The sequence below is a fragment of the Photobacterium sp. genome (assembly GCF_033720175.1).
Taxonomy (GTDB): domain Bacteria; phylum Pseudomonadota; class Gammaproteobacteria; order Enterobacterales; family Vibrionaceae; genus Photobacterium.
This window is the reverse complement of sequence record NZ_JAWWDA010000005.1, coordinates 104788-118286: the sequence shown is the minus strand read 5'-3', so window position 1 is coordinate 118286 and position 13499 is coordinate 104788. Positions and strand designations below refer to the sequence as shown.

The following is a 13499-nucleotide window of genomic DNA, read 5'->3' as shown; positions in this document are numbered from 1 at the left end:
TTATTGTTGGATATTCTAAAGCCCTCTCTCGAGGGCTTTTTCGGCAATTAATCTCGACGAAGGATCGTCATTGATTTTGCGGACTGCATATAGGTGGTTTGTACTTCACGACGTGGAATCTTATGTTCCGAGGTGTCACTAATTATGGTCCAGGCACTGCCGGCTGGCAGTTTGAAACGTGTCGGTATTTTGGTCGGGTTGACCAAATATAGAAGCTCAGCTTGATCTTTGTATAAACCGAGGTGAAGAGCGATAGCTGCATGATTATGCCAGTCATTCATTTGGAGAATATGGCCATCAGACTGCATCCAGTTAATGCGGTGGTGACCGCGGTTTTCACCAGAAAAGGCGCGGATGAATGGTGGCATATATTGATGACGAGCTTTGAGTATTCCGCTTAACCAAGCTGTAAATTCAGCTTTTTCGGGGCTGAAGTCCCAATTAGCCCAGCTGATCGAGGTGTCCTGACAATAGGCATTGTTATTTCCCTGCTGACTATGAGAAAAACTATCAACCGCTAAAATATGGGGGATACCAAAGCTGAACAGCAAAGTCATCATCATATTTTTCTTCTGCTTTTTACGCAGTTCTATGATGCTTGCATTTACCGTTTGTCCTTCAACGCCATGATTGAATGATCGGTTATCACCATGCCCGTCTCTGTTATTTTCCTTGTTGTCGGTATTGTGTTTCTCGTTATAAGAAACGAGGTCTTGAAGAGTGAACCCATCGTGATAGCAGATATAGTTAACACATAGTTTGTCCGGCCATTTTGCAGCACTGAACAGGTCTCGCGACCCCATTAAACGTGTCGCAAATTCACTAAGGTGAGCAGTATGATTCCAGAAGCTGCGAATGGTGTCTCGGTATTTATCGTTACACTCATTCCAGCCCAAAGGAAAGGCTCCTAGCTGGTAACCGTTAGGACCAATGTCCCATGGTTCGGCGATGAGTTTTACCGTTTGCAGTATGGGATCTTGCTGTATTACTTGGAAGAAACCTGAATGGCGATCGAAATTATCACCACGGCGGCCTAATGTTGCTGCCAAATCAAATCGAAATCCATCAATGTGGAATTCCTTGACCCAGTAGCGCAATGAATCCATTACCGTTCTCAGTGCGGGTGGATAGCTTAGATCGACTGTGTTGCCACATCCGGAGTGATTTTCAAACTCTTCTTTATCATTCTTCAAATAGGTTTTGGGGGCAATCAACTTAAAGTTATGGGCCGGGCCGTCTTTACCGCTTTCAGCTGTATGGTTATAAACTACATCAAGGACAACTTCGATATCATGCTCGTGCAGGGTTTTGACCATCGTTTTTAATTCGGCTACGGGGTCATTGAGTGCGAATTTTCCATCGGGGGCAAACCAGCATAGTGGATTATAGCCCCAGTAGTTGGTGAGATTTTTGTCGGCTAAATGGGCTTCATCGAAACTGGTCGTAATAGGCATTAGTTGTAGAGTAGTCACCCCCAAATGTTTAAAGTGTTCGATGACTGCTGGCTGGCATAAACCTAAAAATTTACCTCTCAATGCTTGGGGAATACCCGGGTGCTGCTGCGTAAATCCTTTTACATGAAGCTCATATAAAACTGCTTTTTCTCGTTCAATGCAGGGATGAGCACTTTGCCCCCAATCGAACTCGTGATTATGTATAACAGCGGCGGGAACAGAGGCTATTTCTGGATTAGCCGTTAATGTTTTTGCGTATGGGTCAAGGATCCACTGAATTCGCTGCGAATTAATAATACAGTAGGCATAACGCGCTCCCGGTTGAACTCCCGAAAGGAAAAGAGTGTAAATGTTATTATCATTTTTATTTAGGGGAAGATAAGTCGGGCTTGCATCTTGAGCGAATAAAACAAGATGTAAACCATTTCCCTGAGGTGCGTGGATTGCAAAATTGCAGCCATCGAGTGACAGAGTTGCACCCAGCGGGAAGGGGGTACCTGTTTTTTGTTGCCAGTCCATGGAATCCTCTGATACGACTAAAGGCTGCATAGGCAGCCTTTTAAAATTTTTCAAATAGTTTAGCTTACTTTTTGGCTTCTACCGCTTTAATGAATGTCTCTTTGGCATCTTTGATACCAAGAAGTTCAGCTTCATCAAGCAGTTTCATCGCCTTACTTATATCACCATTATTTACTGCAGTCTGAATAGAATTCAAGTAATAACCTTGGGTTTCTACCGTTGTTGGTGCTTGATCGACCACAGGTTTGCTAAAGCTGACTGCCGCATTGTCAATTTGCGGTGATGAAACGTGTAAGTAAAAACTGCCATATGGGCTATGTTGAGCGATTGGATTCGGGATTTCTGGTGGCACAGTATGTCGGGCGATGGCAAAAGCTTTTGCCGGGTGAAGAAGTTCGGTTGACTGCTGAAGATCACCCGGTTTCGTGAGGATAAGAATACGAACTTCCTTATCTGTGATTTGCGGGATAAAAGTAAAGTTACCTTCCAGCATGTCGTCATCCAGCATTGAAGCGGGCTTATAGACAAACAAACTAGTATCAAACTGTTCAATGATTTCATTATTCTCATTTAAAATAACGACAGTAGGCGCATATATGGTGCTGTTAGCAAAACTTTTTAACTGTATTGTGATTGCGCCTCGATTGGCCGGAACACTGAACGCTGCAACAGGCCCGGCACTTAACGTCGACTGCAAAGCCTGGCTTTGTGCATTGAGTTTAAATATGACACTGGATGGTATAGACAGAGGCTTCCATTCTATAGAAGAGAAAGAAGATGCAGCTTGAACCTCACCCGTCGCTTGGTTTGTCGGGCTGGTATCTATGTTTTCTGCTGTAGACACGCAACCTGTAAGCAGGGCTGCAGATAGACAGAGGGGAAGCAATTTATTCATTATTATTCACCTATATTTTGGCTGTATTTGGCCTAAAAGTTTGTAATCAATTAAACCAAATACAGCCAGTCTCATCGAGACTGGCTGTCGTGGATTTTATTTGTTAGCCGATGGGATTACCACCATGCTTCAGCTTGGATACCTACGCTGTATTCAGTGTCGTTACCAGCACCAAACGCATTGTCGTCTTCGTGATCCATCAAGTAGCTTGCGTATACACGGATTTCAGGACGAGCCCAGAAGCTTGAACCAGCAGACCATGCTTGAGCAACAGTCAGCTTGCTACCAGATTTGTCTACATTGTTGTCTTCTTCGATGAAGTGGCCACCTTCGAAGATAGTGCGCATTGTATCATTCCACTTATACATCGGGCGAACAACTGCATTCAGGATTGTGTGGTCATCACGGCTGTCGTAGCTAGTGCTTGCGTATACTACTTGGTGACCGATTTCCCAGCTCTCTGAAGGTGCGACAACACCCCAGTTGATGATACGGAAGCCATCAACACCATCATCAGATGTAGCGTTGAAATAGTGGCCAGCACCCAAGCTTGCCATTTGCTCACCGAAGCCATCTGTACCGTACTGAAGTACCGTTTTGTTGAAGCCAGTAGACAAACCCTGAGTCATTTCAGCCGTCAGCATAACACCATCGTTGAATGTTTTGCCTTCCTTCTGCGCGTCAGTTTCATTGGTCATCGCGTAGTTTAGACCAAGCTCTAGGCTTGCATCGCTCCACAGACCCAGGCCTGCATAACGTACGTCAAAGTTGTTGACGTTCACGTCGCCAGCATCATCTCGTAACCATGCTACAGATAGCTTACCTGCACCCGCTGAAAGGTTTTCGATACCAGCACCATTACCAGAAGTATCCCAGTAGTAGAAGTCAGAAATATGAATGTCGTGACGCTGGTAGTAACGCTTACCGGCCCAAATTGTTGCGTCTGTATCACTTGCAATCAGACCTTTAGCCTGAACATTGAACTGACGCAGAGCAATGGCTTCTAAATCGCCACCAAGGCCTTCCCAGTCATTTGAACCATTAGTTGATACAGCCAGCATGGAGTCAACATAGAAAGTTTTACCATCTTGGTTGTAAACTTCTTTGCCGAGGCCAATTTCACCGTAGACATCATTTTCATTACCTAAACGACCCACTTTAGCCTTTTCATAAGCTAAATCAGCACCGTTTTCACCACTCATACCAACACCAGCACGCATGTAGCCGTGGAAATCAACGTCGCTGGCAGCCATTGAAGACGCTGACATCAGGGCAGCAGAAACTGCCGCTGCGGTAAGACAGATTTTGTTCAATTTCATTGGTGTAACTCCTTGATGGAACAATATGTTTTTTGTTATTTCCGTACTTTTTTATTTGTGGCTGGTGAGGCAGTGGTTCCACCAACCAGTGGAAATTCTTTGTAAAAAAAGAGGCGGGAGGTCTTATTGCTCAAAAGCGTGGCTTCCCGCCATGACCGGTTATTGGTCTAATTCTCAAATCACATGAGTTAAGAGTGAACTCGGCAGTAAAACTCTCTCGATGTTTACTTGATGGGTTTATTCTGCTCCTCTCCCTATGACCCAACATCCTCCTCAGGAATTGATTGGTAAGGAGGAGTAGGGGGGAGGAGTGTGTAGATCACGTTTTGTACAAACGTAAGTGAAAATGATGACCGTCAGCCATGTTTTTGGGTTATTGATCACGTATTTACGTCTTTAGTGAAAATTCAACGGGCGCATATATGACCTTCATCACATATATTTACCCGATAAAAGGGGATGAGCCTTGCGAAATCAGAAGGACTGTGGGGTGTAAGCGACTATTTTTGTGATTTAAGTCGATTATTTTGATGGTCAATGGAACTTTAAAAACAAGATCTTGATCATATTTAAAATTCGCTTACGCAGTATGAGCATAATGACAGAACCGATGCTCATATCCCCAGAGCACTTCAAAATGCAGAGATCCGCAAGGACTCAGTGGCGACTAGCGAAGGTGCCATGATGAACGAATAGAACTTGTTTTTTGAATAGGGCTAACGTAGTACCAAAGCCTCTGAAACTAGCCCAACGTATGATATTGAGAAATATGGGCTGGTATTCAGCCCATATCACATTATTTTCTGGAGTGGCCGTAATTTAAATAACCAGGCTCGTAAATTCCTTGATTGTTGTAATGCCCAATGTCAGAAAGCTGCTCTAACTCTGTTTTTTTGTCAGCAGGTTTTCGCTCGGGTGCACGGTAATTTACGTAGCTGGGCTCGTAATGACCGGACGCATTCTTATAACCAATCTCGTACAGGTTGGAGCCTTGGTTTGGCGTTGAACTGCGCTCTCTAGCATGCTGATAACTTACGTAGCCGGGTTCATAAAGCCCATTGGCGTCTTGTCGGCCAATGTCTTTCAAATCGGCAAAGACAGGAAGACTGATAAGCAGACTGCTACCTAACAATGGAAGCAGTATTAGTTTGATCTTCATAACAAGTATCCTTGTTGGGGGTATCCAGTTATGAAGACCGAGAATCAACGAATAACTTTCAATTTTAGTTGACCATTTCGGGGGGGAAGGGGGGGATAAAGAGTGTCTTTATCCCCCTCCGACAGGCTGGTGCTACTCATCATCAATGAAAGTGCGCCCTTCTAGAGAGTAGGGTTCTTTTTCATCGAAAAGATTTTTCTGTCCCAGGGTCTTTTTAAGTTCATTTTCAAGTGATTTAGCCTCCAGGTAATTCCCTTCTTCATAAGCCAGTGCAATGCGCTCTTCGATATCTTCGATCCTATCTCTGAAGTTCATTTGAGGTGCCTCCAGCAAAGGTGTGGATAGATAAAAGTGAGTATATGTTCGTGTAAACGTCCATAACTATTTTACTGACATCAGATGATGCCTATTTAAAGCTTAAGATAAATTGGCGGTATTGGTAGTTTGTTATGAGTGATTCGCTATGCTTTTGATTTGCAAAAAGCCTTTTAAGGTATTTGGGGGAATATCAATCGGGATGTGTATTTTGAGAAAGCAGAAAAAGCACTACGCGAAATATCGCATAGCGCTTTCATCCGGGGGATTAACGGTTCAGGCGTGTGTTATACGCCTTGTTCCTTAAATAAGCGACGACATGCTGTGCCATCACTGTGGAACAGGTGGCAACGATGGGCTGGAATGCCAATGTCGAATTTCTGACCCGCTTCCACGTCAAGTGTATCTGACTGGCGATAGATGAAATCTGCATCAACATGATCAAGGTTCAGGTAAACTTGGGTTTCATGTCCCAGTTTTTCTACCACCAGAATAGTACCGTCGATACAAGCATCACCATCGTCACAAGGTACCAGATGTTCAGGACGAATACCCAGAGACATACGATCTCCTTTATTCACGGTAGAACCATCGACGGGGATCCAGAATGCTTGGCCGTTTGCAAGCTGAACCATTACGCGTTCGTTTTCAACTTGTTCAATAGAGACACTCATGAAGTTCATTTTTGGCGAGCCGATAAAGCCGGCCACAAAACGGTTTTGAGGGTAGTGGTATAGCTCTAAAGGTTTACCAACCTGAGAAACATAACCGCCGTCCAATACAACAATCTTATTGGCCATAGTCATGGCTTCAATTTGATCGTGAGTTACGTAAATCATCGTCGCACCAAGCTGCTTATGCAGTTTAGCAAGTTCAATTCGCATCTGAACCCGTAACGCAGCATCAAGATTCGACAGTGGTTCATCAAGCAGGAAAACCTCAGGCTGTGATACAAGCGTACGACCGATTGCTACACGTTGTCGCTGACCACCGGACAATGCTTTAGGTTTACGTTCAAGTAAGTGACCAAGCTGAAGAATATCTGAGACACGATCAACACGCTTTTTAATTTCCCCTTTGTCTGCCTTGGCTAGCTTCATACCGAAAGACATATTGTCAAACAGGTTAAGGTGCGGGTACAGAGCATAAGATTGGAAAACCATACCCACACCGCGTTCAGATGGGGCAACCTCGTTCATACGCTGATCACCAATATAGAGGTCACCAGAAGTAATATCTTCCAAGCCAGCAATACAGCGAAGGAGTGTTGATTTACCACAGCCAGATGGCCCAACAAATACAACAAATTCCCCGTCAGCGATATCGAGATCAACATTCTTGGAAATCAGGTTATCTCCATACGCTTTACACACGTTTCGTAAAGTGACACTCGCCATCGAGCCTATTCCTCTAGTTTGTTGTTAGCAGCAAGCACAATAGTATTCATCCATTAGCTTGCTGGTAAAGAATTTCTTGGTGTAGTGAAGAAAAAAACGGGTAGCTTGTATTTCATTAAACAATTGAAAAGGCAGCTACCCTACCAAAAGCTGCTTTATTTACTTCCCCAAGAAATAAAGCGGCATCAATGATTCCGGTTAAAACGAGAATCCTGCGGTGCAAAAATTTAGCGATGCAAAACAGTTAAAAGCTTCTTCATCTACCCAAATGTGTATGTATACATCTTTACCTAGTCTTAGTAAGTAAGCATCATCCTTATTGTGAATTAAAAAGGGGGGATATAGGGGGAGGAGTGTTTAGATCACACTTTGAGATACCGTTAGCTGAAGAGAGAGATTAATCAAAGTACCATGTGCGCCCCATCACATAAACGTGTTGTTTTTTGAGCTTCGTCACAGATGATATCGATGGAGATCACGCTTTTAATTATTTGGTTCCGGGGGCGTAGTTAGTGGGATGATGTCACCTGACACTAACTTAAGGATGATAAGTATGAAATTGCGTTGTCGTGAGCTATAGAATCTGATGATGACGAAACAATAACAATCATGAAGGATGTTAAAAAATGAAGAAAGTCCTCAGCACAGTCGCACTTTGTACCCTTGCTGCACTTAGTTCTGTCAATGCACATGCTGCGATTGAAGAAGGTCAATTAACCATTTGGATTAACGGTGACAAAGGGTATAACGGTCTTGCCGAAGTCGGTAAGAAGTTTGAGGCTGATACTGGTATCAAGGTAACGGTTTCTCACCCTGATTCACTGGAAGAGAAATTCCCTCAGTTAGCTTCTACAGGCGACGGCCCTGATATTGTTTTCTGGGCACATGACCGTTTTGGTGGATATGCACAAGCAGGACTTCTTGCTGAAGTTAAGCCATCAGCAGAATTCAAAGCTAAGTTTGCTGATTTCACATGGGATGCGGTTTCTTACGAAGGTAAGTACGTTGGTTACCCGGTTGCCGTAGAAGCATTGTCTCTAATCTACAACAAAGATTTAGTGGCTAACCCACCTAAAAACTGGGAAGACATTGCTGCGCTTGACAAGAAGCTGCAGAAAGACGGCAAACGCGCCATCATGTGGAACCTACAAGAACCGTTCTTTACATGGCCTGTTCTAGCTGCCGATGGTGGTTATGCATTCAAATACACGGCTAATGGCTATGACGCGAAAGACGTTGGTGTTAACAATGACGGCGCTAAGCGTGCGATGAAATTTGTTAAGAACCTTGTTGATACCGGTGTGATTTCAGCAGATGTTGATTACTCTGTTGCTGAGTCTGGCTTCAATAAAGGTGAAGTCGCAATGACAATCAATGGTCCATGGTCATGGGGTAACATTGATAAAGCGGGTATAAATTATGGTGTAACGCTGCTACCTAAACTAAATGGTAATCCATCTAAGCCTTTCGTTGGTGTACTAACTGCGGGTATCAGCACGGCGTCACCTAACCAGGATCTGGCGGTAGAGTTTATGGAGAACTATCTGTTGACCAACGAAGGTCTTCGTCAGGTGAACAATGACACACCACTAGGTGCGGTTGCATTGAACTCATTCCAGACAGAACTAAGCTCAGATTCACGTATTGGCGCAACAATGGACAATGCGATGAATGGTGAGATCATGCCAAATATTCCTCAAATGTCAGCATTTTGGTATGCAGAAAAAGCGGCAATCGGTAACGTTGTAACAGACCGCCAATCAGTAGATGACGCGCTGAATACTGTTGCGGAACGTATGACTAAGTAACGCAGTTGAACCTAAAGGGGGGAGTATCGTTTTCTCCCCCTACCAGAAGTACAGTGAGGACCTCTAATGCAGTCTCATCAAGCTGCCAGTATGGCAGATGGAAACGCTGATATGGCATCTAATTCAATGACAACAAGCCTTGATTATCGTAAATGGCTTAAATGGACCTCGTTAGGACTAGTCAGTTTAATTAATGGCTACGCAGTTGTTTTAATGTATTCACGAGGTGAATATGCTTTTGCATTATTAACCCTTATCGTCGCCTCTCTTGGTGTATACATTTTTGCCCGTAAGCGCACTTATGCGCATCGTTATATTTACCCTGGTGTAGCAGGTATGATCCTGTTCATCATTTTCCCTTTGGTCTATACCATCGGTCTTGCCTTTACAAACTATAGCGGTAGTAACCAGTTAAGCCTTGAGCGTACTCAGTCTGTTCTTCTGCAACAGACCTCCCAGAGTGGTGATAGCTATAATTTCTCACTGTATGAGCAAGACGGAACCTACAGTATTGCACTTAAAGATGGCGAACAATGGCTATCGACGGATCGTTATGAGCTGACAGCATTGCCGACAGATAAGATCCAGCTGAAAGCCGTGGATGAGCCTGTTGGCAATAAAGCCTCCCTTAAAACGGTGATTTCAAACCGGAAGCAGCTCAGTGATCTGTTATTGTCTACAGTGGAAGGTGACGAACTGCAGATGTCAGGACTCCGTACTTTTGCTGAAATTCGGCCTATGTATGTCTTGCAGGATGACGGTGAAACGTTAGTTAATTATCTAAAAAACATTACCTATAAACCAAATTGGGAAACCGGTTTTTACCAAGAAGTGAATGTGGATGGTGAATTCATTGGTGAACCACTATCTCCAGGTTTTATTGTAAACGTCGGTTTTGATAATTTTACGAGAATTTTTACAGATCCGGGAATTCAAGGCCCCTTCTTTAAAATCTTTGTCTGGACGGTATTATTTTCAGTGCTGACCGTTGTGTTTACACTTGCGGTAGGCGTGGTTCTGGCACAGGTCATCTCTTGGGAATCGCTTAAAGGCCGCAGTGTGTATCGGGTAATGCTGATTCTTCCTTATGCGGTACCTGCTTTTATTTCGATTCTGGTGTTTAAAGGTTTGTTTAACCAGAGCTTTGGTGAAATTAACCTGGTTCTTGAAGGGCTGTTTGGCCTTAGCCCTGCATGGTTTACCGAACCATTCCTAGCTAAGACAATGATTTTAATTGTTAATACATGGCTGGGTTACCCATACATGATGATCTTGGCTATGGGGCTGCTAAAAGCGATTCCTGAAGATCTTTATGAAGCATCTGCAATGGATGGCGCAGGCCCAATTGATAACTTCTTCAATATTACACTGCCATTACTTGTTAAACCGATGATTCCTTTGTTGATTGCAAGCTTTGCTTTTAACTTCAATAACTTTGTACTGATTCAGCTGTTGACTAATGGTGCGCCAGATATGATTGGCACCAGTGTTCCAGCAGGTCATACTGACTTATTGGTTAGCTATACATACCGTATCGCTTTTGAAGGTTCGGGTGGTCAGGACTTTGCTCTGGCTGGGGCAATTGCAACAATGATTTTCTTATTGGTTGGTGGCCTATCACTACTGAATATGAAATTTACTAAGCTGGAATCAGAGTAAGGAGCACGAAAATGGCAATGGTTCAACCGAAATCGTTAAAATACAGAGTGTGGGCCACTCATATTGCAATGTGGTGTTTCCTCGGTCTGATGATGTTCCCGTTATTAATGGTTATTGCTATCTCGTTCCGGGAAGGTAACTATGGATCAGGAGAATTAATCCCGACCAATCCATCTCTAGAGCACTGGAAGTTAGCCCTCGGTATTACCGTTGAAAATGCGGATGGTACGGTAACACTCCCCCCATTCCCGGTGATGACCTGGTTATGGAACACGGTAAAAATATCAGGTATGACCGCGATTGGTATCGTTACACTGTCGACAACTTGTGCTTATGCTTTTGCACGTATGAAGTTTGCGGGTAAAACGACGATTCTGAGATCGATGCTGATTTTCCAGATGTTCCCGGCAGTACTTGCTTTGGTGGCATTGTATGCGTTGTTTGACCGTCTGGGCACTTATGTTCCCTTCCTGGGAATGAACACTCATGGCGGTGTGGTATTCGCTTACATGGGCGGCATTGCTCTGCATGTGTGGACAATTAAAGGTTACTTCGAATCAATCGATGGTTCACTTGAAGAAGCCGCAGCATTGGACGGCGCAACACCATGGCAGGCATTCCGTCTGGTACTGCTGCCACTATCGGTGCCAATTCTTGCTGTAGTATTTATTCTGTCATTTGTTGCTGCTGTAACCGAAGTTCCCGTTGCTTCATTATTACTGCGTGATATTGACACTTATACTCTAGCGGTAGGGATGCAACAATACCTGCATCCGCAGAAATATTTATGGGGTGATTTTGCAGCCGCGGCTGTGCTTGCAGCACTGCCAATTACGGTCGTGTTCTTGCTTGCTCAGAAGTTCCTGGTCGGTGGTTTAACTGCGGGTGGTGTTAAAGGCTAAGGGACTTTAATCTCCATCTGAAGTCAAAATAGGAAAGCTCGTCTTATTCAAATAAGGCGAGCTTTTTCCTTTAAATACAAGCTAATAATGCCATTACGAAGAATCACTGAAAAAGCGATAAAGATTTTATTTATAGGTTTGTTTTTTGTTTAAAAACATTCCCCTGCCTGATACCATGATGCCCATATAGGATAATGGTATTATAGCTTGTTATCGCGCTCGGTGTGGCTATCGTCTAGTTTGATGTCTGCAGTCGCTGCGAGCTTTAATCACTATAATGTAAAGATAGATAACTAATGGTAATTGAAATGTTAAAAGCTGCCAGATTACGATTAGTTGAATGAACAATAATAACAATAATAACAATAAGACTCGCCTTCTCACTTAGGGTGAGTCACTCCCAAGTGTAGCTCTTAACAATGGTTTGGTCGCCGATCTGTTAAGAATCCTATGCTTAACTTAATATTGGCGTTGCTGCATAGCTGGACTTACCCTTTGCAGGATAAGTTTTATTGGTAACCGAAACCCGGCGATATCGTCGGGTTTTTTGTATCTGCAGGGTGACAATATACGGCAAGGAGGAATTATGTTCTCTGATCAAGAGGTATGCTGTAGGTAAGCACTGAATATATTATCGGGCAACTCGGTTTCGTCCTGAATTTTTTGCTTTATAAAGTGCCTCATCCGCAGCTTTAAGGACGTTTTGAGGGTCATGGTCGGGAAAACTATCTGCCAATCCAATACTTACCGTGACATGCACCGCTTGGTTCTTATTGTCTTGTTGTCGTAACTCTGTTCCTTTCTCGTCACTTTTCGGGCGATCATCCTGAGCGCGGACGATAAGATCATACTTTGCAATAGCAATACGCAATTGTTCAAGGTAATTTTGACATTGGCTGGCTTCTTTACCCTTAAACAAAATAGTAAATTCTTCACCGCCGTAGCGGAAGATCTGGGCACCACCTTTTGTTTGCTGCATGATTTTAGCCACAAGCTTTAATACGTTATCACCAACTTTATGGCCGTGGATATCATTGAACTGCTTGAAATGATCAATATCCAGCATTGCCAGAGTATAGGTTCTTCCCAGGTTCTTGAGTTCTGTTTCTAATGCGCGCCGACCGGGAATGTTTGTTAACTGATCAACAAAGGCGAGTTCGTGGCTACAGGTAATTATATTGAGCAGCAAGAGCGTTGCGGCTAGTGAAAAAGCGGTACTGGAAATAAAAGGGTACTGAAAAAGGACAAAAGCCAAACTTGAAAAGAGTAAACTGATATAAACGGTTTGATCAGAACCGAAATTACGCTTCAGAATGGTTGCCGCGCTGCTACAGGTCAGTGCCAACGCCAATAAAATGAGGATTACAGGCAAGGGTGAAAACGTGGGTATGGTGTAGAGGTATGTATTCCATAACCATGAGAGTGTTGTCTGGGAAAAGTAGTCTATAACCAGAGCTGACCATGCAATTTGTAGTGCAATAAACAGCATAAAATAAACCCCGAATCGGGACCACAGCCGTTTATCTGGCATGATGTGGATCTGTAGCAAATTCAGTGGCAGTAAGCTAGCCAGTAAGATAAAAATGAGCTTAGTGGAGTCATTCGACAAAGGTTCTTGTAAATAGGTTTGTATGATGTAGTAAGCCACCATCATGAGAAGCGCGACTAACCCTGTTCTGCCCTGATTAAACGGTTGGCTTAGAAGGACAACTAAAGAAAATAAAATATAAGGCAGGGTCAGTAACAAGTCTTGGTATGAGGCTAAGGCAGCAGTGAACCCTTCTAATGCAAATATCATCAGAATTGAGATCAGCAATGGCGACCCAAATCGAAATCCAGCGCTTCTAAAAACGGCAAATGAAAGAGATGACATTCAAATAATTCCCTTATTCAGGGCGATAGTATAACAAAACAGCGGTAATACCCTTAATTAAACCGAAAAGACAAAATAATAGTTTGGAATATGACTGTTTTTTAGTTTATCCAAAGTTATAAAGGTGTTACTCATACCTTCTTTTATTGTATACCCAAATTAGATCAAAATGCAGGATTCTGGCATCTTGAGGTCACTT

At 43.4% G+C, this 13499-nt stretch carries 10 protein-coding genes; 3 read left to right on the top strand and 7 right to left on the bottom strand.

Annotated elements, in window-relative coordinates; translation table 11 throughout:
• Window positions 1–47: 47 nt before the first annotated feature.
• The 6 genes from glgX to malK all read right to left on the bottom strand — a co-directional run bounded on the left by glgX (window position 48) and on the right by malK (window position 7058).
• Window positions 48–1973 (bottom strand): glycogen debranching protein GlgX, encoded by a 1926-nt coding sequence (gene glgX, locus R3289_RS07455; RefSeq protein WP_318924895.1) that lies wholly within the window; start codon window positions 1971–1973, stop codon window positions 48–50.
• A 64-nt stretch (window positions 1974–2037) separates the two neighbouring features.
• On the bottom strand, window positions 2038–2868 hold the full coding sequence (locus tag R3289_RS07450) for a MalM family protein (protein ID WP_318924894.1): 831 nt from the start codon (window positions 2866–2868) through the stop codon (window positions 2038–2040).
• Between the two features lie 116 nt (window positions 2869–2984).
• Window positions 2985–4181 (bottom strand): maltoporin, encoded by a 1197-nt coding sequence (locus R3289_RS07445; RefSeq protein ID WP_318925033.1) that lies wholly within the window; start codon window positions 4179–4181, stop codon window positions 2985–2987.
• Window positions 4182–4983: 802 nt separating this feature from the next.
• Window positions 4984–5346: a hypothetical protein gene (locus R3289_RS07440; RefSeq protein ID WP_318924893.1), complete on the bottom strand. Its 363-nt coding sequence runs from the start codon at window positions 5344–5346 to the stop codon at window positions 4984–4986.
• Between the two features lie 132 nt (window positions 5347–5478).
• The gene (locus tag R3289_RS07435) at window positions 5479–5661 is read right to left on the bottom strand and encodes a hypothetical protein (protein ID WP_318924892.1); all 183 of its coding nucleotides are present in this window, start codon (window positions 5659–5661) and stop codon (window positions 5479–5481) included.
• A gap of 287 nt (window positions 5662–5948) precedes the next feature.
• The gene (gene malK, locus R3289_RS07430; protein WP_318924891.1) at window positions 5949–7058 is read right to left on the bottom strand and encodes a maltose/maltodextrin ABC transporter ATP-binding protein MalK; all 1110 of its coding nucleotides are present in this window, start codon (window positions 7056–7058) and stop codon (window positions 5949–5951) included.
• A 626-nt stretch (window positions 7059–7684) separates the two neighbouring features.
• Here malK and malE point away from each other — a divergent pair.
• The 3 genes from malE (at window position 7685) to malG (ending at window position 11427) form a co-directional block, all read left to right on the top strand.
• Window positions 7685–8866 carry a maltose/maltodextrin ABC transporter substrate-binding protein MalE gene (gene malE, locus R3289_RS07425; RefSeq protein ID WP_318924890.1) on the top strand — a complete coding sequence of 394 codons (1182 nt, stop codon included), beginning with the start codon at window positions 7685–7687 and terminating at the stop codon, window positions 8864–8866.
• Between the two features lie 111 nt (window positions 8867–8977).
• The gene (malF, locus tag R3289_RS07420) at window positions 8978–10525 is read left to right on the top strand and encodes a maltose ABC transporter permease MalF (RefSeq protein WP_318925032.1); all 1548 of its coding nucleotides are present in this window, start codon (window positions 8978–8980) and stop codon (window positions 10523–10525) included.
• Between the two features lie 11 nt (window positions 10526–10536).
• On the top strand, window positions 10537–11427 hold the full coding sequence (gene malG / locus R3289_RS07415; protein ID WP_318924889.1) for a maltose ABC transporter permease MalG: 891 nt from the start codon (window positions 10537–10539) through the stop codon (window positions 11425–11427).
• Window positions 11428–12058: 631 nt separating this feature from the next.
• Here the strand turns inward: malG and R3289_RS07410 are convergent.
• Window positions 12059–13300, bottom strand: a complete 1242-nt coding sequence (locus tag R3289_RS07410; RefSeq protein ID WP_318924888.1) for a GGDEF domain-containing protein — start codon at window positions 13298–13300, stop codon at window positions 12059–12061.
• Between the last annotated feature and the right edge of the window lie 199 nt (window positions 13301–13499).